The organism is Paenibacillus sp. FSL H8-0315 (assembly GCF_038005365.1).
Lineage (GTDB): Bacteria > Bacillota > Bacilli > Paenibacillales > Paenibacillaceae > Paenibacillus_AQ > Paenibacillus_AQ odorifer.
Map to the genome: position 1 here is coordinate 3,281,704 of NZ_JBBOTA010000001.1, position 22,080 is coordinate 3,303,783.

The 22,080-nt window shown below is 44.8% G+C and carries 19 protein-coding genes; all 19 read right to left on the reverse strand.

Annotated features, from left to right (window positions below; translation table 11 throughout):
• Positions 1-7: 7 nt before the first annotated feature.
• A complete protein-coding gene (locus MHB56_RS14265; RefSeq protein ID WP_076124306.1) occupies positions 8-1,300 on the reverse strand; it encodes a YycH family regulatory protein in 1,293 nt (430 codons plus the stop codon).
• On the reverse strand, positions 1,297-3,126 hold the full coding sequence (walK, locus tag MHB56_RS14270; protein WP_036677817.1) for a cell wall metabolism sensor histidine kinase WalK: 1,830 nt from the start codon (positions 3,124-3,126) through the stop codon (positions 1,297-1,299). Before walK ends, MHB56_RS14265 begins: the two co-directional genes overlap by 4 nt.
• A complete protein-coding gene (yycF, locus tag MHB56_RS14275) occupies positions 3,126-3,857 on the reverse strand; it encodes a response regulator YycF (RefSeq protein ID WP_076124308.1) in 732 nt (243 codons plus the stop codon). Before yycF ends, walK begins: the two co-directional genes overlap by 1 nt.
• A 190-nt stretch (positions 3,858-4,047) precedes the next feature.
• Positions 4,048-5,595, reverse strand: a complete 1,548-nt coding sequence (locus tag MHB56_RS14280) for a M23 family metallopeptidase (protein ID WP_341143696.1) — start codon at positions 5,593-5,595, stop codon at positions 4,048-4,050.
• A 316-nt stretch (positions 5,596-5,911) separates the two neighbouring features.
• Positions 5,912-6,556, reverse strand: coding sequence for a hypothetical protein (locus tag MHB56_RS14285; protein WP_076132908.1), 645 nt, complete (start codon positions 6,554-6,556; stop codon positions 5,912-5,914).
• Positions 6,557-6,745: 189 nt separating this feature from the next.
• Complete coding sequence (locus tag MHB56_RS14290; RefSeq protein WP_076105178.1) at positions 6,746-8,032, reverse strand: adenylosuccinate synthase; 1,287 nt, start codon at positions 8,030-8,032, stop codon at positions 6,746-6,748.
• Between the two features lie 211 nt (positions 8,033-8,243).
• Positions 8,244-9,605, reverse strand: coding sequence for a replicative DNA helicase (gene dnaB, locus MHB56_RS14295; protein ID WP_036677807.1), 1,362 nt, complete (start codon positions 9,603-9,605; stop codon positions 8,244-8,246).
• 1 nt (position 9,606) lies between these two features.
• Positions 9,607-10,053, reverse strand: coding sequence for a 50S ribosomal protein L9 (gene rplI, locus MHB56_RS14300; protein WP_036677804.1), 447 nt, complete (start codon positions 10,051-10,053; stop codon positions 9,607-9,609).
• A complete protein-coding gene (locus MHB56_RS14305) occupies positions 10,050-12,056 on the reverse strand; it encodes a DHH family phosphoesterase (RefSeq protein WP_076124313.1) in 2,007 nt (668 codons plus the stop codon). Before MHB56_RS14305 ends, rplI begins: the two co-directional genes overlap by 4 nt.
• Before the next feature lie 11 nt (positions 12,057-12,067).
• Complete coding sequence (locus tag MHB56_RS14310) at positions 12,068-12,985, reverse strand: DUF2232 domain-containing protein (protein WP_076124314.1); 918 nt, start codon at positions 12,983-12,985, stop codon at positions 12,068-12,070.
• Positions 12,986-12,991: 6 nt separating this feature from the next.
• Complete coding sequence (locus tag MHB56_RS14315; protein WP_170914153.1) at positions 12,992-13,294, reverse strand: MazG-like family protein; 303 nt, start codon at positions 13,292-13,294, stop codon at positions 12,992-12,994.
• A gap of 223 nt (positions 13,295-13,517) precedes the next feature.
• Positions 13,518-13,943 (reverse strand): CBS domain-containing protein, encoded by a 426-nt coding sequence (locus MHB56_RS14320; protein ID WP_036677795.1) that lies wholly within the window; start codon positions 13,941-13,943, stop codon positions 13,518-13,520.
• 194 nt (positions 13,944-14,137) lie between these two features.
• Positions 14,138-15,163 carry an LCP family protein gene (locus MHB56_RS14325; RefSeq protein ID WP_341143697.1) on the reverse strand — a complete coding sequence of 342 codons (1,026 nt, stop codon included), beginning with the start codon at positions 15,161-15,163 and terminating at the stop codon, positions 14,138-14,140.
• 322 nt (positions 15,164-15,485) lie between these two features.
• Positions 15,486-16,430 carry a D-alanyl-D-alanine carboxypeptidase family protein gene (locus MHB56_RS14330; protein ID WP_036677789.1) on the reverse strand — a complete coding sequence of 315 codons (945 nt, stop codon included), beginning with the start codon at positions 16,428-16,430 and terminating at the stop codon, positions 15,486-15,488.
• Between the two features lie 84 nt (positions 16,431-16,514).
• Positions 16,515-18,233 (reverse strand): oligopeptide ABC transporter substrate-binding protein, encoded by a 1,719-nt coding sequence (gene opp4A / locus MHB56_RS14335; RefSeq protein WP_076191470.1) that lies wholly within the window; start codon positions 18,231-18,233, stop codon positions 16,515-16,517.
• A gap of 193 nt (positions 18,234-18,426) precedes the next feature.
• Complete coding sequence (locus MHB56_RS14340; RefSeq protein WP_341143698.1) at positions 18,427-20,376, reverse strand: endonuclease MutS2; 1,950 nt, start codon at positions 20,374-20,376, stop codon at positions 18,427-18,429.
• Between the two features lie 509 nt (positions 20,377-20,885).
• Positions 20,886-21,158 (reverse strand): 30S ribosomal protein S18, encoded by a 273-nt coding sequence (rpsR, locus tag MHB56_RS14345; RefSeq protein ID WP_036651767.1) that lies wholly within the window; start codon positions 21,156-21,158, stop codon positions 20,886-20,888.
• 21 nt (positions 21,159-21,179) lie between these two features.
• Complete coding sequence (ssb, locus tag MHB56_RS14350) at positions 21,180-21,686, reverse strand: single-stranded DNA-binding protein (protein ID WP_036677780.1); 507 nt, start codon at positions 21,684-21,686, stop codon at positions 21,180-21,182.
• Between the two features lie 48 nt (positions 21,687-21,734).
• Positions 21,735-22,019 (reverse strand): 30S ribosomal protein S6, encoded by a 285-nt coding sequence (rpsF, locus tag MHB56_RS14355; RefSeq protein WP_036677776.1) that lies wholly within the window; start codon positions 22,017-22,019, stop codon positions 21,735-21,737.
• Between the last annotated feature and the right edge of the window lie 61 nt (positions 22,020-22,080).

The following is a 22,080-nucleotide window of genomic DNA, read 5'->3' on the forward strand; positions in this document are numbered from 1 at the left end:
TTATCCATTAATTTAAAGTAAGTACGCTGCCATCACTAAGTGTAACTTTCCAGACAGGTATCAGCTCCAGATGATCTTCCTTCACCTCAGGCACATAAGCAGGCGTTAAATCCTTCACTGCCGAAGTTTTACTGACCAGAGACAACCTATACTCCAGATCCGCACCTCCAGATAGCTCCACTACTTTTTTTACGGCCTTACTTTCATCTATATAGATTAGAGAACGTTCATAAGAGGATACTGTTCCCTGCTGCAGTTCCAGATTTATTACACCATACTGTAATGATGAATGGCTCATTATCGGATAGGAGCCGTACGGATAGGAGCCATAATATTGTTGAAAAGAGACCTTTCTCTCCTGTCTCCCTTCCTCTGTAGCCTCCAAACGGTAAGTCCCATTCCATCCGCCATGCTGGTTAACAAATTCTACAGCTTCCAAAGCATCCTTGGCAGGGGTACTTTCTCCAGCTGGAAGAGCCGCAGGGTCGCTATAGCTCATCCAGTTCTTACCCTGATCCACCTGAAGGCTCCGTTTGCTGTCCGTATAAATCTCTGAGCCGTTTTTCTCCCGGATATATCTAGTGCTTCCAACATCGAAGAAAAGATTACTCTGCATTTGCTCTATGGTGTACATCCCGGAAGGCATGTCTACCTGAACCAGAGAAATCTTACTGTCTGGCACATAATAATCCCCGCTTACAGTCTTGTAAGGCGTCCAGTTCTTACCGAAATCGACATGCTGCTGCACATCCTGAACCGTTAAATCCGCTTTTGCCGCTTCGTATATGATGTCGCCTCTCGTACTGAAGAAAATAGCATGGGCCTTGGAATCGTTCTTAATGTTATAGATCCAAATGCGATCGATGCTTTCTCCTTCAAAAAGGGAATCTGGCGATAACTGCATCACCCGCTGCAATAACGTTACCGGAATGCCCGCTCCGAACGAAAGCTCAATCCCAGGATTCTCATTGCGGATCTTATCCCAATCATAATCCTGTACCGAGTGCCGCTGAAAGCTTTCGAAGCCACGACCTTTTAAGCGATTCATGATCAAGCTATAGAACGTAGAGTCCGGATAAAAAAGCGTATGCTTGCCTTCCCCCATATGGATGATCATTTTGTCAGGGTATAACAGGTTCTCTACCTTCTCTTCCGGACCCATATTATCTGTCTTCACATACAGGTTCTCAGAAAGCACCGCAGAATCAGCACCAGGCAAGCGGTAGATCAAATAATAGCTTTCAACCAGGCTTCCGAGCACGAGCAAGGCTAGAATGCATGATTTGATTCGTTCCTTCACGCCTCACTCCCCCTTTGCTCGTTCAAAGGCAGGGTAAAGGTTACCTTTGAACCTTCATTTAGCTCGGATTGCAGGGAAATGGAGCCTCCATGTGCCTTCACAATTTCCCGGGCAATGGAAAGGCCAAGTCCAGTGCCTCCCATGTTCCGCGAACGTGCCTTATCCACGCGATAAAATCGTTCGAAGATCCGCTCGATATCTTTTTTCGGAATCCCTATCCCCGAATCACGTACAGAAATGGAGAGCATTCCATCCTCATTCTTCAACGCTTCCAATTCAATTGTACCGCCTTCTGGCGTATATTTTAGCGCATTGGAGACCAAATTCCCCAAGACCTGGTCGATTTGATCACGATCAAGCCACGCCGTAGTAACATCTTTGCGGACCCTTGTACTGATATCGATACGCTTTTGCCGAATTTGAAAAGAAAAACGATCCGCAACATCCTCCAGCATCTCGGTAATATCTGTCTGCTGAATTCGAAGAAGAGCTTCCTTGGAATCCAGACGGGAAAGATGCAGTAAATCCGTAACCAGACGAATCATCCGTTCCGTTTCGTTGCGAATCACCCCAACAAACCGAACCGCCAGCTGCGGATCTTCAAGTGCTCCATCATCCAGTGCTTCAACATAGCTTTTAATAGTGGTAAGTGGTGTTCTTAGCTCATGCGAAACGTTCGCCACGAACTCCCGGCGTGATTCCTCCAGATTCTCCTGTTCGGTGACATCCTGCAACACAGCAATTGTGCCGGCAATGCCACCCTCTCGACGATGAATCGGAGTAAACGTCACTCTTACGATATTAGAATCTTCTCCACCCATATGGGTCAGATGAAGCATTGCAGATTGGGCATTACCTTTAGCCAGAGATCCGCTTTGTTCGTAATCTAAGCCCAACAGTTTATCTAGAGGAGCGCCTTCCGGCAACGGACCTTCATTTCCGAGCATCAATGCTGCCCGCCGATTCATCAGAATCACTACTCCGTTCTCATCTGTAGCCACAACACCATCACTCATGTTCGTCAGAATAGAGGTAAGCTTCTCCTTCTCTTCTTCATTCTGCGAGAGTGCCTCACGCAATCTACCGGTCATATAATTGAACGCCTGACTGAGTTGTCCAATTTCATCATTGCCCAATACGGGCATTTTACGATTGAATCGGCCTTCAGCGACCGCCGTAGCATGCCTCGTCATTTCCTTAATAGGCTGCGTGATAGTGTGCGCCAGAATGACGCATAAAACAACCGTTAACGCTAGAGCTAACAGCAAACCTGAGATAAATACACTATTGATCCGGCCCATCGTGGCGTACAGATCCTTCATGTCAGCAGCAATATAGATTGCGCCCACTACCTTGTCCCCCGAGAGCACAGGCTTAGCCACAACCTTTTTCCGCACATTATCATCCGCAATAATATATTCCTCGTTATCACTGATGCCCTGCAAGGCCCGATTCACAACTGTCTGGGTGTTACGCTGCCCGACATAGTCATTCTGCGAGGGAACAGAAGTGGTGATGATTTTGCCGCTGGCATCCAGTACCTGAATTTCAGCCCCGTTAATGTACAGATTATTGACCATCCCGCGCAGACTTTCCACAGCCGTTTCCTCATCAGCCGTTCCAGCCTCACTACCAAATTTATCAGCAGTCAGGATGGACAACATCTCAGCACGTGCTTTAAGGTCCTTGGTGAAATTATCTGTTAACGAGTTCTTCATCGAGCTGACAAAATAAACCCCGATCAACTGCATAGCTATCAGAATCAGCAACACGTAAATTATAATAAGTTTTGCCTGAATTGTCCGGATAAAGGACCGCCACTTCATCACAGTCCTCCATTTTTAGGGCTATGCATCAAATAGCCAAGTCCACGCCGAGTATAAATATATTCGGGCTTGCTGGGGTTCTCCTCAATTTTCTCTCTTAGACGACGGATCGTCACGTCAACGGTCCGCACATCACCGAAATACTCAAATCCCCACACTGCCTGCAGCAAATGCTCCCGAGTCATCACCTTACCGGCATGTTTGATCATATAGTAGAGCAGCTCATATTCACGATGGGTCAAGTCAAGCGGCTCCCCGCCCTTATAGACCATATACATATCTGTATCTATAAACAGATCAAAATGATAAATGCCCTGCTTATTCTCTGCTGGTTCACTCGCCATCCCCTGTGGTGACGGTTTATGCTGTCTCCGCATCTGGGCTTTAACTCGGGCCAGCAATTCACGTGTACTAAAAGGTTTGGTCACATAGTCATCAGCACCAAGCTCCAGGCCAAGTACCTTATCAATCTCTCCGTCCTTGGCTGTAAGCATAATGATAGGAATGTCCAAGTGCGCAGAACGCACCTCGCGGCAGACGTCCATGCCATCTTTGCCGGGCAGCATAAGATCAAGCAGCATAAGATCGGGCCTTTTGGACAATGCCAGCTCCACTGCGCTGTTACCATCAAAAGCACAAATAACCTCGTAGCCTTCTTTTTCTAAATTAAATTTCAATATATCAGCAATAGGCTGTTCATCATCTACTACCAGAATCGTTCCCATCTGCATGTCCCAGCTTCACCTTCCTATCCTTACTTAATGATCATTCCTTTATTTTAACATACCTGTCTAACCGTCACATCCTACGAAATAAGCAATCCCCCTGCCCAGCAAAAAGAAACGGCTTTGCCGTCACTCGTAGATTAAAAAAATAAAAACCGCCCGATTAAAATCGAGCAGTTAAAGGATTAAGTATGAATTATTGCAAATACTTCATTGGATTTACAGCAGTGCCATTCTTCCGAATCTCAAAATGCAGATGTGTACCCGTCGAACGTCCGGTGCTGCCCATTACGCCAATCTTGCCACCCTGCTCCAAGCGTTGGCCTGTAGAAACCGAGATGCTTTTTAAATGACCATAATAGGTCTGGTATCCGTTGCGATGATCCACAATAACTACATTCCCGTATCCATTCTGCACCCCTGCAAAGATTACGGTCCCGGCATCAGAAGCTTTTATATTCCGATTGCTAGATACCATATCAATACCCTTATGGGCACGGCTCCAACGCTCACCGAAGCTACTTGTCAGGGTTGCCCCGCTTACCGGCCAACTGAACATGCCTGTTCCTTCACCAACAACCTTCGTTCCCCGATAGACAACTTCTGGCAGCGAGGCTTTTATAACGGTCTGGCCTAACCATTCTTCTTGAACAACCGTGCCATTTTCCTTTGTTACCCGATACTCCATTTCTTTAAGTCCAGTTTGTCCTGGACGAACCACTTTGCTTTTGCCTGCCGCTAGCTGATCGCTCGAACGCACAACCACTTCCGGCTCAGTCACTATCTGCTCAGTCACTTTTTCCACAGTTACTACTGTAACATCTGGTTGGGGTACCTTCAGCTTCAGTGTATCTCCAATCTTCAACGTCAGCTCTTTCACGTTAGGGTTGTTACTATAAATCTCTTTTTGGGTGATTTCAAACCGTTTGGCAATCCCCGAAATCGTATCACCCTCTTGAACGATATAAAGAAGAGGCGCCTCTTTGCCTTCGGTAAGTGTCTGGACCGCCGCTTCCACATCCAACACTTTATTAGGATCTGCTTTGATAGGAACGATAGAAATATCCTCGCTAATCTCTACCGACTCTACTTGCTCTGGAGCCTTCGCTTTTGCAGCAGATGAGCTGGAAGCAGCCGTTCTTGTCAACTTACTAGCCGTCGTTGCTACTTCTGCTTGTGGGACATAATGATTTTTTACCCCTTCGAGCACAGCATTAGCAGTTTCCTGATCCTTAACTATGCCAACGGCCTTGCCATCTACCATCAATTGCACGCCTACCGCATAAGCTTTCAGCATTCCATCTAGTTTAGTAAGTGTCGCCTCACTATCAACTTCTGGCTTGTATGCCTTCTGCTCTTCTATTGTTATGCCCTCTGTTTGCAGCACCATGGTTGAATTCGGATATTTCTCCTGATATTCTCGTTGTTTCTTATCATATAGCTGGTTAAGCTGCGTCTGATCGGTAAGTCTTCCGACTTCTTCACCCTTCACCAACACTTGATAATAGGTAACCGTGTTAGCGGCTACATACTTTTTCTCTGCTCCAACCAACACCGTAGCTAGAAGCACAAGGCCGACAGATCCCAAAATCCAAGCACGCCGAAATCTGCGAGTACCTTTCTCTTGTTGAAAGTGTTTGGAGTCGTGATCGAAATTGTGGCTCTGTTGAACATTCGCCTCGGATTCTGCTGGATGTCCATCCTGCAGCTTGCTCATCCGACGCATGAACTTAAATCCCTTCATGAAACTCTCCCTTTCAGTCCGCTTTTACTTCCGACAAAAGCGGCCAAGCTAATTGTACGACCTCGATTATATAGATTACGTCCATGTAAATTTCTACGTATACTAGTGCTTAATTCCTGCTTCTAATGAACCTATAAAAAGGTTGTTAAGGAGGTTACAAAAAATTAACCTCTTGAGGTCCTTGTTTACTGTACCATAGCTTAGAGAAAAATTTCAACTTTAGACATAACAAAAAACCCGCGTATTTGGCGGGTTTTTTGCGCAAATATGAAATTTTAACCTTTTTCATGTGTCTATAAAGTGACAATTACAAATGCTATTGCGTAGATTCTGTAGTTGGTGTAAGCATTTTCATTATGCTCTCATATTCGTCTGCATCAACATATTTTGCAATTACCTGTTGCAGCTCTTTAACCTCATCTTCTGTTAATCCATCCTCCATCGCTGTTGAAATTTTTGCCATCTCATCCTGGGGTAGTTTGGACATCAAAATATTGAATATATTTACCTTCTCTTCCGATGGAAGATTATCTTTGAAGTCACTGAGTGCCTCAGGTGTCATTACTAATTGTTGGTCACCAACACTTCCGCTTCCGTTATCAGCTGAACTTTCGGTTGTAACTTGCCCCATAACTGGTAAGGCATCAGTCGGAGTATTATCATCTACGGGCTCACCCTTGCCTTTAGCTGGCGAATCCGTGCTTTTGTCGGTCTCCTTGCTAACTGTACTCCCTGTGGTTACTTCTTTATTGGCTGTATCCGAGTCAGATTTGTTATCCATGCCAATGATGCTCCGAATCATTCCTCCAAATCCCGGACCGGGAGTATTCACTTTAATATCGAAGCTAGCCAGTACCGACTGAATATAAGCATTTACAACCACGCCCGTTGTTAGAATTGAAAGAGTGCTGGCAAGTACCACAATCAGACATACGCTAAGTGCACGCTTCACGATCTTCATCTTCATTTCTCCTCTCACCTATGTTCAAGTCTATCTGGTAGATCATGTACATGTTCTTCTATACATCCAGTATTGACTAGAACCGGCCTTGGGAAACGTCTAGGTATAAATCTAGGCCCCAAAAGAGAGAGATATAGTCCTCAGAACAAAAAAAGAGCCTCTAACGAGGCTCCTTAGTATAACTAGATTTTAGATATAAATTGGCAATACTTGATTCGTCTGCTCACGGTTACGACCCACTGAGAAGATAGCAATCGGAATACCTGTAAGCTCAGATACACGTTCAACATATCTACGTGTATTTGCTGGAAGATCATCCAATGTTTTTGCAGAAGTAATATCTTCGCTCCAGCCTGGAAGCTCCTCATATACCGCTTCACATTCTGCCAGCATTTTGAGGCTAGCAGGGTAATGAGTAATTACCTCACCACGGTATTTGTAGCCTGTGCAGATCTTCACAGTCTCAAGTCCGCTAAGTACATCCAGCGAGTTAAGAGATAGCCCTGTGATTCCACTTACACGACGAGCGTGACTCACAACTACACTGTCGAACCAGCCTACACGGCGTGCACGTCCGGTAACTGTGCCATATTCATGACCTGTTTCACGGATATAATCACCTGTTGCATCATTAAGTTCTGTAGGGAATGGGCCATCTCCAACACGAGTGGTATAGGCTTTTGCAACCCCAATAACCTGTTTGATTTTGGACGGTCCAACACCAGAACCTATGCACACCCCACCGGCAGATGGGTTGGATGAAGTAACAAACGGATACGTGCCTTGATCGATATCAAGCATTACTCCTTGCGCACCTTCAAACAACACTTTGCGATCCGCATCAATGGCATCATTAAGAATAACAGAGGTGTCTGTTACATAATTACGCAGCACTTCTGCATATTCCAGGTATTGAGTCAGAATCTCTTCTACGTTAAGAGCTTCAGCACCATAGACCTGCGTAATCACTTGGTTCTTCTCTTGCATCAAGGGGCGGAGTCTCAGTTCGAATTCCTCAGCGTCCATCAAGTCAGCAATACGGATACCGTTGCGTGCTGCCTTATCCATATAACAAGGACCGATACCTTTACGTGTAGTACCAATCTTGTTCGGACCCTTACGGTCTTCTTCGAGAGCATCCAGCACCATATGGTATGGCATAATGACATGAGCACGATCACTGATCACTAAGTTCTTAGTATCAAAACCGTTCTCATGAATATAATTAATTTCTTGGATCAAGGCAGCCGGATTAATAACCATTCCGTTACCAATTACACAAGTTTTCTCTTTATAAAATACACCCGAAGGGATCAAGCTGAGCTTAAACTTCTCACCGTCAATCAGAATCGTGTGACCGGCATTATTGCCCCCTTGATAACGGGCGACCACATCTGCACTTTCCGCTAGAAAGTCAGTGATTTTCCCTTTACCTTCGTCTCCCCATTGTGTTCCCACGACGACTACCGTTGACATGTTCATTCCTCCGTAGGTGCTACTTAGCACCATTATTTTTCATAATATGGACCCTATACGTCATTCTTATGTACGTGGCCCTCCGGACGCCAAGCAGATTTAACCCGCTAAAGGACAATTCTCAGTGTAACAGCGGTTTTTTTCAAAGTCAAATAAAACGAACGATTACACAAAGAAATGTGCAATCGTTCGGGAATTATACATGTCAGGTTTAACCAGCAAATGGTTCCGCATGTGCTCGCTCGTAGTTAACGAACTTGTTGAAATTTTTAAGAAAGACCAGTTCTACCGTGCCTACGGGACCATTACGCTGTTTAGCTATAATGATCTCAATAATATTCTTCTTCTCCGTATCCGCATTGTAATAATCATCACGATACAGAAACGCAACAATATCGGCATCCTGCTCGATAGAACCCGATTCACGCAAGTCACTCATCATTGGACGTTTATCCTGACGCTGCTCTACACCCCGGCTTAACTGTGACAGGGCAATAACTGGCACATCTAGCTCACGGGCAATCTGCTTCAGTGTACGAGATATATCCGATACTTCCTGCTGACGGTTCTCTCCGCCTTTACCGCGGCCCTGAATGAGCTGCAAGTAGTCGATGACGATCATGCCAAGTCCTTTTTCCTTCTTCAGTCTCCGGCACTTTGCACGAATATCGGTTACCGTGATACCTGGTGTATCGTCGATATAAATCTCCGCTTCAGATAGAGACTGAATACCCATCGTCAGCTTGGACCAATCATCATCACTCTTGAAGTCACCGGTACGCATAATATTGGCATCTAAGTTGGCTTCAGCACAAATCATCCGCTGTACCAGCTGTGGCGCTGACATTTCCAGACTGAATATCGCAACAGTTTCTTTAGCGCGTACTGCCACGTTCTGTGCAATATTCAGGGCGAATGCAGTCTTACCAACAGATGGACGAGCCGCAACAATGATCAGATCGTTACGTTGGAATCCGTTAGTCATATGATCTAAATCCACAAATCCGGTTGGGATACCTGAGGTACCCCCCTTATTTTGATGAAGCAACTCAACCTTGTCGAACACTTCCATCAAGACATCGCGGATCGCAATAAATCCACTGCCGCTCCGCCGGTTGGAGATTTCAAGAATGCGCCGCTCTGCATCACTCAGCATATCGGCTACATCTTCACCGCCAGTATAACCTTCGCTCACAATTTGCGTGGCTGTGCGAATCAAACGGCGCAGCATGGCTTTCTCTTCGATAATCTGGGCGTAGTATTCTACGTTAGCGGCAGTAGGCACGGCATGCGCCAGCTTAGCTAAGTAGCTAACCCCACCAATATCTTCAAGCTCTCCTTTGTCCTGCAGTCTGGACGTAAGTGTAACAAGATCAATCGGCTGGCTCTCTTCTCCGAGCTGCACCATCGCCTCAAAAATCATTTGATGCGCTTTATCGTAGAAGTCTTCGGTATTCACCCGTTCCATTGCAGTAATGAGCGCTTCATCCTGCAACAGAACCGCACCAATTACCGCCTGCTCGGCTTCAAGATTCTGCGGGGGAACCCGATCGAAAAAGAGATCTCCACCCATGTTACTCCTCCGTTACCTCAACCTTAAGTGTGGCCTTTACTTCAGTATGCAATTTTACGCTTACTTGAAATACTCCTATATGGCGAATTGGCTCACCTAATTCAATCTTGCGCTTATCAATAGTAATTCCTTTGGTGGAAGCCAGTGTCTCAGCAATCTGTTTGCTTGTAATAGCACCGAATAAACGTCCGCCTTCACCTGATTTTGCTTTCATTGTCAGTGTTAACTCGTCAAGCTTCTTACCCAATTGCTGTGCTTCTTCTTTTTCGTTATCTTTACGGCGTTGTTCAGCAGCCGCTTGATTCTCCAGCGTCTTCACGTTACCTTCCGTTGCCGGACGAACCAATCCACGTGGCAATAAGAAGTTAGAAGCATAACCTTCGGATACCTCTTTAACCTGACCTTTTTTACCTTGACCCTTAACATCTTTTATGAATATGACCTTCATTCGAATAACCCCTCTTTCGATTCGATTTCAGCCAGCACCTGCAGTAATCTGGCTTCTGCTTCTTTACATGTTCCTTCAAGCTGTACTGCGGCATTGGACAGATGCCCACCGCCGCCTAATTTCTCCATCACGACCTGTACATTCATACGTCCGAGTGATCGGGCACTAATGCCAATCAGGCCGTCAGGCCGCTCGCTGATGACGAATGAAGCGACTACGTTGGTCATCCCAAGCAGCGTGTCCGCAGTCTGAGCAATAAGAAGCTGCGGAATTTTCATGCCTGGTGCCGTAACTACGAGCGCGATTTGGTCATACACCATCCGCGCATGTTTGATAATTTCGGCTTTGGAAATATACTCCTGTAAATCCTCCTTCAGCATGCGCTGAATAAGTACGGTATCGGCACCATTCCGGCGCAGGAAGCCTGCGGCCTCAAAGGTACGCGACCCCGTATGAAGCGCAAAATGCTTCGTATCCACCGTGATCCCCGCTAACAACATTGTAGCATCCAACGGACTGATCTTTACCTTCTCATGAATATACTGAAGCAGCTCTGTCACCAGCTCACAAGTCGATGAAGCGTATGGCTCCAAATACACCAATACAGCATCGTTAATGAACTCTTCACCTCTTCGGTGATGATCCACCACTACAATTCTGCTGGCATATTGCACTAGCCGCGGCTCCATCGTCATAGACGCCTTATGTGTATCCACAACAATAAGCAGGGTATGCTCTGTCATGATCTGTAGGGATTGCTCCGTTGTGATGAATGACTTATACAACTCATCATCCTTACGAATCTGCTCCATCATGTTAGTTATCGATGGATTAGGAGTCTCCATCACAATGCTAGCCTCTACATTATACATCTGCGCAGCCCTTAACAGGCCGATTGCAGCACCCACAGCGTCGATATCCGGTGTCCGATGACCGAGGATCAGCACACGATCGCTCTCCTGCATCAGATCCCGCAAAGCATGCGCAATGACCCGCGCCCGCACTCGGGTACGCTTCTCAGCAGCATTACTCTTTCCACCGTAGAAGGATAACCGTTGGCCTGCTTTTACAGCCGCCTGATCACCACCTCGGCCAAGCGCCATGTCTAGACTGGATTGGGCCAATGCCCCCAGCTCACTTGCAGAGTCTGCGCCAAAGGCCAGACCAATACTCAGTGTCATGGGTACCTTAAGATCAGCAGTCATTTCTCTGACTTCATCTAGAATCACGAAGCGGCTCTCTTCCAACGCTTGCAGGCTACGATGATTAAGCAGCATTAGATAACGTTCCGAGGACAACCGCCGCAGATAAACCTCAAACTGCTTACTCCATTCAGTGATTTCACTCGTCACCTTAGCAATCAGCGAGGTTCGCTGTTGATCATCCATTCCTTGAGCAGATTCATCCAGGTTATCCATCATCACTATGCCGATCGCCAGCTTCTCATCCTCATACCGCTCACGTAACACCACAAGCTCAGTGATATCATACAAGTAAAGAATACGCTCACTCGGAATAATGACAGCTTGATAAAATCGTTCATCCACGGTGATCTCAAGACGGGTGTCATGGAGCACACCTTCTTTGGCGACCTCCCGCTTACCCGCTGCAGCACCTGTGAAAAAAGACTGCATATCAGGCAATAATTCTTGCAGTGATTCCCCAACTAAAGACTTGCGTGCGAAAATATCGCCGGCATAGCGGTTATTCCATTCCACCGTTCGATCCTCGCTAAACAGAATGATTCCAAGCGGCAGCATGCTGACTGCTTCGCCCTCTACCCGCTTAATGCGGAAAGATAGCCCATTAATATATTCCACCAGATTACGGCGGAACGAGATCTCCGCTTTCAACATATAGAAGCATAAAGTACCTGACAGAAACAGGCCGGCGACCCCAAGCGCCCAGTTATAAACACTGACAATTATAATAAGGACCAACAGCAGCATGAACGCCCATACGGTATGATAGCCGTGCCAGCGTCTTTGCAGAAATTTAGGCATGAACTCTCACCCTATCGTTTCGATTTGGTCACATACTCCCGCAGTGGGAACGCAAGATCAATAATACCAATAATGCGCAGCGGCGGCAGTAAAATAACCGGTATCGCTAACAAAACGGCAGACATCTTGTTCCATTTGCGTTCATGCGCCAGGAAGAAGAAAAATCCGATGGCCTGAATCATAAAACCAATTCGCAGCAATGGCAGAAGATTGGCAGAAATCATGAGGATGAAATTGTTCTCCGACCCTGAGAAGAAGAGCTGTAGAACAACACCAATCAGATAGTACCAAATAAACGATCTCGAAAGTCTCCATTCACGTGCAGGCTTCATCTTAGGCACTGCATAATTCATACTGTTCAGAATCGGGCGGGCAATAGAATGCGTAATCACAGCAATCATGAAGGAGCTTACGATTAGAGTCATAGGGATCATTTGGACCGTCATATGACTTATCTTGTTTACATCCTCAGTTGAAAATCCAATATCAGTGAGCAGAGGATTGGTAGTTCCGAGCTCAGACAGAGGTGAATTAACCATTTGCAATACATCGTTCACATAGGTAGACAGGTCAAAATTAAATAATGCCGTACCCAGCAGCAAAAGCAGCAGGAACTGTGCAAGAATCGTAACCGTACCTGCGATCACAGTAGACATGGCCGGGGCATGTCTTTTATACCAACGCCCCATAACCAGAGCCGGTATTAAGAAATACGCAGCTATCAACAGATAAATTGGTGTAATCAAGCCTACAATCAGCAACACCGGCAATACATGCAGCACAAATTGTCTCGTGTTCAGGGTAGTAAACAACACTACTGCCGGAACAATCATAAAAAGGGTAGTGATGATGAGGAGTGGAGTCGTTAAACTAAGCAGCAAAAGTAAGTATGCTACGCTCCAAGCCACAGATGACCAGCGAAATTTCAACAGTATTCACCTCTTACGCATATGTTCTTCTAAAGCAGATATATCTTGGTACCAATCTTCCAGTTGATGCCCTTCCTGCTTGTGCTTTCTAAGCTTCTCCAGTAGCAAGTCATCTAAAGAACGATAAGGAATCCCTAGTCTGCGGCCCAAAATATAAGAGCTCATAATCAAGCTAGCCAGACTGTCACCGACACGGGTAGTACTGCCTTCCCATAACGCTTTAAATAACCTTGAAACTTGATCAATCACTTCGGTTTTCAGCCATTCAATTACCTTGGCGCGCTTGGCTACATCCAGATCCTTCGGCACATTGGACACGTCTCTCTACCTCCGGCAAAAAGCTTTATTCTCCATTATAGCATAAAAAATTCGGTGTCACACTGGACGTCCCGCGCCCCTTAAGTATGCTTCAATCCATGCTGACTATGCCTCTTTTGGGAGAGGAGCTTTCTTTAAAAAAGACCCGCATTCCGTTATCGCCGGAAATACAGGCCTTGTTCCGATAGCTTCTATAACCGCGAATACACTGGGACTATAATGATTCCTGTGATTGTCTTGTTACAAATTTCTCGCAATATTCTATGACTTGACTCCGGCGAACAATTCCAATAAACCGGTTCATATCATCGACCACAGGTACAAAGTTCTGCACCTTAGCCAAATTAATTAGATCTTCCATATCCGCATCAATCGAGACCGGCTTGTTATTCATACGTAATGGAACGTCCTTCAGCAAAAATTTTGAAGCGTTCTCAAACGAAACCTTACCCTCCGACTCTTTCATGTACCAGAGCAGATCACCTTCCGTTACCGTGCCGGCATACTCTCCATTACGGTTAAGAATCGGGACTGCTGTATAGCGGTGAAACTCCATCCTCTCAAGCGTTTGGCGCAGCGTAGAATCGAGCGTTACGCAGGCCACCTCCTGTTTCGGAAGTAAAAAAAATGCAATATTCATCTCTTGATCCTCCTCAAAGAGTTCCGAAGGAATTACGGTTCTTTAACTTCCTTTTACTGCCATGCCAATGTGATTATACGTAGCAGCTAAATAATAGTTCCAACTCATTATAACATGAAGACAGTAAGCAGCAGCCATGAGAATGTTTATGGCTGCTGCAATTTATTTATATGAGTTTAGCTTTCCAATTAGAATTACTGCGTAACTGCTGTTGCTTTGGGCTCGAGTGCATTACTTGCTTTTCCCGGCTCAATCAGTTGATCTACAGGTGTTCCTGCATTCATCCAATTATCAATCAGCGCCTTAGCTTCGCGCAAGTCCTCTTCATCAACGATATCATAATAAAGTCCGTCAATACGTTTTCCTTCGCCCATTACCGTAAAGCTTGAGATATCCATATCTTTGCCGCCCATAAATTTCTTGGCCAGACTAATAATCATTGAAGGCTCAATATCGGTCTTAAAATTATCGCCCATAATATCCAGCAGCTTAGGAATATTGCCGATTTGGCTGATCGATAACATTTTATTAGCTACGACATCAATAAAAACCTGTTGGCGTTTGGTCCGGTTAAAGTCACTATCTTCACGGTAGCGTGTATAGTTGAGTGCTTCTTGACCGTTATAATTCGACTTTCCACCCTCGATCGTAAACTTTTCATGGTCCTTACCCTTGTTTACAATGTCCTTCTTGATTGGCAGCGGAACGCCTCCAATAGCATCAACGGCATCCTTGAGCCCTTGAAAGTTAATGGTGGCATAATACTGAATATCATGCTCCAGCAGTGCTTCCAGAGTATCCTTAGCCATTTGCTGCCCACCAAAAGCATAAGCATGGGTAATCTTATCTTTTTTATTATCGTTATGCCCAATAATCTCGGTATACGTATCACGTGGAATAGAAATAAGCAGAATTTTGTAATCCTCAGGGCGAACAACAGCATACATCATAGTGTCTGAACGTGCGGTTTCATTGTCGCGTTGATCAGTCCCGAGCAGCATCAGCGAGAATGGATCGCTTTTGTATACAACCGGCTCTGGCTTAACCTTATTCTCATCCTTAAGTGGCTGGTAAGATTCTTCTTTCAGCTTGCTTTCTACCCGATCGGACAAAAAGAGATCAAAGGCTAATACGGCCAAAGAATTCCGAAACAGAAAGCCTCCCGCTATAACAACGACGAGAGCAATTAGCGCAATGTATCTTTTCTTTATTTTTTTCATCTTTGATTCCTTCTTTATTGTAGAATAATTACAAATACCATATATTTACAATGCCTCCTGATCGTTCTCAGGCAGTCATGGTTTTATTTCTCACGGCGGCGAATTTACTGTCCCTTATTCCATTATCTTATTGTCCCCCCTTTCAGGAAATTCGGGTCATTCTAAATTATAGAAAAAAGTTTTTTTGCGTTTCTAAAATAATATGGGATAAAACAATATTTCTATTGTAATCACTAAATGGATAAAAAGAAACAACAAATACCGACATGAATAGGGAAAAAGCACCATACCAAGTAATAATTACTGGTATGATGCTCCAAATTTAACTTCGAATTCCAAGGGCATGTATAATATGTTTTACCCGTTCTCCATAATGTAAACCGCGGAAAAACCCATAATCGAACAATTTAGCAGCACCCTCAAATCGGCTGCCATAGGTCTCTGCCCCCATAACGACCGCAATAAGCCGGTGCCCCTCTCGCTGGGCTGATCCCGCAATACAATATCCCGTCTGGCTATCATATCCAGTCTTCAACCCATCTGCCCCATCGTATGCGTAAGCGCCGCCCATACCTGGAAGCATAAGGTTGCTATTACTAACATATAACCCTTTATCCTTTAATTGCATCTGAGTACGACCGGAAATATTCAGTACATCAGGATGATTATGGATTAGCGCAGCTGCCAATTTGGCTGTATCCCTCGCTGTCATCATCGTCTGGCCACCGATATGCGTAGGCTGACGAATGATACCAAGATCCTTGCTCGACAATCCAGAGGCGTTGGTAAATACCGTATTAGGAGATAAACCTAAACTACGTGCTCTATCATTCATCATAAGTACAAAAGAATCCTCTGATCCTGCCATATATTCTGCCAATGCAACTGCAGCATCATTAGCAGAATAGATGGTAATGCCTTCGAATAGCTCCCTTACTGTATAGAAATCTCCTCGTTTTAATGAGAGACTCATACCTCCCATTTGACTGGCGTAAGCACTAATAGGGACTCTATCCTCCCACCTAAGGGTTCCAGAGGTTATGTGATCCAGCACAATCATTTCAGTCATTAATTTAGACACACTGGCCGGTGGCATAGGCACATCGCCGTTTATATTGACCCATATGTCTCCACTATCCATATCTAGCAGCACTGCTGAACCCGCGTCAATATCCGGTTTAAAGCCCAGCTCGATAGGCCTCCACACCGTAATTAAGACAACGACTATCAAAGCTGCACCAGCCCATATCAATATCCGTCTCTTCATCGTTGTCATCCTCCATAATATATATGACGAATGAAACAGCAATTTGATTTCACTTTTTGCGTAATTTTTTTTATTTTTTTTAATTTAGTCCTTTATCCACCATTTATTAGGCTCAATTATGGAGCCCAAAGAATCAACACGCACACCTTGTAGACGTTTATTAACAGCAGTAATGCTTTCTCTTTCCGCAAAAAAGATCATTGGAACCTCTTCATTCACTAGCTTCTGCCATTCATAATAGATTTGTTGTCGATAATCTCTATCATATGCCTTCATACTTGTGCCATCGCGAATCAATTCTTCATTCCGCTCCGAGGACCAACGTGGGTAGTTCCACAAATCATTCTCCCTCCAGAGACCTGAAGGATCAGGATCATTAGCTAATCCCCATACCCCGTTAAACAACTCAATGGACGGATCATCAGCCTCTACTGCTTCATAGAAGGTGTTGAGCTCTTTTAACGCCCCACCATTAAGCTGCACATCGAGTCCCACATTTCGCCAATCCTCCAGAATAGCAGCAGTTCGTAACTCCGCTGAATGACTGCCTAGCATAGAATCATAATGGATAACTAACTTTTCTCCTTTTTGATCCTCACGCAGCCCATCTCCATCAACATCTACAAAACCAGCCTCATCAAGCAGCTGCTTCGCTTTTTCCGGATCATAGGGATACGTGTTAATCTGACTGTCAGGGATCTTCGCCCAGCTTGCACTGGAAACCGGAGTTTCTATAGGCTTGCCTAACCCATGAGAAAATGATTGAATGATCCCCTCCCGATCAAGTGCATAATACATCGCCTGACGTAATCTTTTATCCGCAAATTTAGGGTTATCCATTACGATTTTTTCAGCTTCACTATCCCAATACCCAAATTTAAACCCTATATACTCATAAGCAAGCTCATTTGATTGTAAAATATTAATATTATCGAGTTCGCTCAGCTTTTCATAAGTATCTCGTGGGGCATTCTCTATATCAATTACGCCTTGTTCAAACAGGCTGATGATTTCCTTGTCATCAAATACCTTATACAACACACCATCCAATAAAGCCTTACCTTTATAGTATTGATCAAAGCGCTTCATCTCGACCCGCTGGCCAGGTTCAATAAGGCTCACCTCAAAGGGGCCAATCCCAATCGGATTTTTTCGCATCTGATCACTCTCAGGCATATCCTTAACAGCGACTCCAGTATAATATTTTTTATTCATCGGATACGGCCATAGATTATCAATCGTATTTACGCGGGCAGCTGTCATTGTTATTTTCAAAGTATAAGGATCTATAACCTTAAGACCTGTTATATTCTTCGCCTCACCTTTATGATAGGCTTCTGCACCTTGAATCATTTCCACACTATAATAACGCGATCCGGTGTAGTCTGGACTAGCAATAGTCTCCATCGCAAATTTCCAGTCCTCTACGGTCAGTTCATCTCCATTATGCCAACGGATTCCCGGTTTAATTTTAAAGGTAAATATTCTATGATCCTCGGACTCCTGCCAAGTGGCGATATTAGGAACCGTTGATAAATCATCATCTATCGTAAACATGGCCTCAGTAATAAACTCCAGCACATGAAAGTCATCTTCACCTTCATAAAAAGCAGGCTCAAAGAAGCCCATAAACGGCGATGAGTATCCATAAGTAACTACTCCGCCAGTCTGTGGCTTTTCGACCACCTCATTGTGATGTAAAGATAATGAATTACTGCTGGTACCTGCTCTGCTGCATGCTGACAATACAGTAGTCATCACGAGCATTGTTAACAAGAACCCGCATATCTTCTTATTCTTCATGTGTTCCTTCCCTTCTCTAGTTGAACGTATATCTACATATAAGCTATGGAATAAATATTTACTGTAACAAAGTTTTAGAATGGTTACAATAACTTCTAAGCTTTAGGCCTATACTCCTGCTTGAATTTACGCATATTTCATAGTATTTATAAAAAAAGAGGGACCTACCTCATAGGCAGATCCTTTTATTACATTATTCTTCATCCTTATGCGTAATTCTCAGGCCTTCGACATGCTTACGCTGCATCAATTTCCGCTTTTTACGGGTATCCTTGCTCTCAAAAATTATATCAAAGTCATATTCCTCAGGATATAGCTCATCTTTGGATAGATATGGCTTTAAACGTTTATGATTAATCCGCATTTTTTGCTTCTGGATCATCACTCCGACCATTCCTAAGTGATCTTTTTTCTCATAAACAATGCCTATCCGCCCCAGTGAAGTTACAAGGACGGCATCACCAATTTCATATTGGGTCTGCTTCTCCTTATCGCTCAGTGATTCCGCAGACTTTTCTTCTTTTTCAAAATCCTCTATAACAGGTGCAGTCTTCCCTTTCTCCCCCTCTTTGCTAAAAAGACTTGCCCATGCCGACCCATCACCTTTCTGCAGCCTTTGCTGCTGCGCCTCAACGATCTCCCACGAACGCTTGATAACGTTATCCTGGATACCCAGCTTTTTGGCAATTTGCAGAGCGTAACTCTCCCCCGCTTCTCCGATAGTCAGACGATACAACGGCTGCAGCGTTTCTTTGTCGAATTCCATTCGTGCATTTTGAAAACCGGCTGTCGCAGCGGCAAAGGCTTTTAGCTCATTAAAATGGGTTGTGACGATAATATTGGCCCCTTTACGGCTCAGCTCTTCCAGAATGGCGATTGAGAGGGCGATTCCTTCACCAGGGTCTGTACCTGCCGCCAGCTCGTCAATGAGCAGCAGCACCCCTTTAGAGGCATCTCTCAGCATTCCCTCAATACTCTTCATTTGTGCCGAAAATGTACTCAGTGATTGGGCCAAACTTTGTCCGTCTCCGATTACACTGATCACATCCGTAAAGACCGTAAACTCACTCCCCTTCTCGACCGGAATCAACAGCCCGGATTGAGCCATGAGGGTCAGCAGCCCGAGGGTCTTGAGCACCACCGTTTTCCCGCCTGTATTTGGACCTGTAATGATTAGGGATTTATATCCCTTCCCTATCTCCAGGCTAATTGGAATCATGCCCTGCAGCATGGGATGTCTGCCTCCGTTCATCCTTAGAAAACCCCTATCATTTAGAGTAACCTCAGATGCTCCCAGCGTTCGTGCATATTTTGCTTTGGCAAAAATAAAATCATAGGTACCTGTAACCTCGATATTTAGGCGCAGTGCAGTTTGTTCCTGTTCTACCATGCTGGTCAGCATACTGAGGATCACAGCTTCTTCACGCGCCTCTTCTCCTAATAACAAATCCAGCTCAATCTGCATGGAGGCGATCTCATCTGGTTCGATGAACACCGTCTGTCCACTTGTGGATTGATCAAGTATCGATCCCTTTATTTGCTTATGATACTCCCGCTTTACGGGGATAACGTAACGTCCACCACGCTGACTATAAATATTCTCTTGCAAAATCGATTGATGGCGCGACATGATCCCGTCAATTTTTTTATGAAGACGTTCTTTAGCTACGCCAATCCGTTTACGAACCCGCTCTAACCCCTTACTAGCTCCATCATCAATCGCCCCAAAGCGGATACAACGATCAATTGCTTCCCGCACATGATTTAATTCCAGCAGCGAGGAAGCATAAGCAGCAATCCGGGGAGCACTTTGCTCTTTAGAAGCCATATATTTGCGCAATTGACTACAGCTCTTTAGAAATGTAGCCACTGCAGTGAAGTCTTGCTCACTGTACAAATATCCAGTCCCCATTAGTGACATGATCCACTCAATCCCCTCCAATGAAGGAATCGGTACACTGGACCCCCGCTCGAGCAGTTCTTTAGCTTCAGACGTTTCCTCCATCGCTCTTTGAATCGAAGGTAAATAGGTCATAGGCATAAGCTCTTCTACAGTTTTCTTTCCTACATAAGATACCGCATGACGGCTAAGCTCGGTTTTAATAATTTCGTATTCCAACGTGTTTAGACTTTGTAAATTCACAGCAAATCCTCCTTATTGATCTAACTTTTTTGGAACTAAATCTCCCTAACGCAAAAAGGACAAAGAATGCCACTATGGCAGTCCTTGCCCTTCTTTTTGAGCTATTGTTCTCTGGCGTCTTAAGGTCCCCATAAAAGCCAGGGTGGCCGAAAAACAAAAAAACCGTGCTCTAAGAGCACGGTTAATTACAAAGAGAACAACAGCCGTAAAGAGGCCATATGACGCTTCGTGTGTTCTTAACTAAATCATCCACTGTTAGGAACAACAGACCTCTGCGCGAAACGAACTCAAATAGAGCACGTAAACGCCAAAAGACGAGCCTGCTAAAGCTTTCCTAATCCAGTGTTATGAAATTGCTAGTTAAGAACGGTCACCAACATCAATATTTCCCCTTTTGTTATAGGATAGCTGTAATTTAACACATTCCAGATGGAACGTCAACGTAATCCACACGCTGGCTTTTCACAACAAAAAAGCAGCCGGTTTCCCGACTGCTTCTATAAAACGTCCTATTCCGTTGTGTAAGGAAGCAACGCGATTTGACGCGAGCGTTTTACAGCAATGGTAAGAGCGCGTTGGTATTTTGCACTTGTACCCGTTACACGACGTGGCAAAATCTTTCCACGTTCGCTGATGAACTTCTTAAGAAGTTCAGTATCTTTATAATCAATGTGAGTAATCTTGTTCACAGTGAAAAAGCAAACTTTTTTACGCTTGTTGCGTCCACCACGACGTGCTGGTCTTTTGTCGTTGTCAGCGCCTTCTCTTGGTTTAAAAGCCATATTCTTTTCAGTCCTTCCTAATTAAAATGGCAAATCATCATCCGATATATCAATCGGTTTACCATCGCCCGAAAAAGGATCTTGAGTATTGTTGTTACGCGAGAAATTATTGTTGTTATTTCCGCGTCCAGCGTTACCACCGCCACCATATGCTGGCTCTTCAGGCATACTACTTGCACCACTTGAAGTATTTCCACCTTCACGGCTTTGTGAAGATTCCAGGAAACGAACATTATCAGCAATAACTTCAGTTACGTATACACGTTTACCTTCGTTATTCTCATAGTTCCGCACTTGGATGCGTCCTTCCACTGCTGTCAGACGACCTTTGCGCAAATAATTGGCACAGGTTTCTGCTAGCTGTCTCCAGGTAACAACCGGGATGAAGTCTGCCTCACGTTCACCGTTCTGGCCCGTAAAGTTACGATCTACGGCAAGCGTAAATTGAGTTACGGCAACACCAGCGGGAGTATAACGAAGTTCCGGGTCACGGGTCAACCGTCCGATCAAAATGATACGGTTCAACAATTCTGGTCCCCTCCTTTAGAGCGATTCATTACAAAGCTTGTCAAGATCTTAAGCAACGTCGTTCGTAATGAGATAACGAATAACTTCGTCAGAAATCTTCATAAGACGTTCTAATTCAGTAACTACTGCAGGTTCTGCATTGAAGTTAACCAAAACATAAACGCCATCACGGAATTTCTTGATCTCATACGCAAGACGGCGTTTACCTTGCACTTCGTGCTTTGTAATTTCCCCGCCATTGGAGATGATGCCTTGGAATTTATCGACTGCTGCTTGAACAGCTTCTTGTTCAATGTCAGGACGAATAATGTACATCACTTCATATTTGCGCATAATTTTCACCTCCTTATGGTCTGAGGCCCCTAATCACGTCAGGAGCAAGGAACGAGCACAA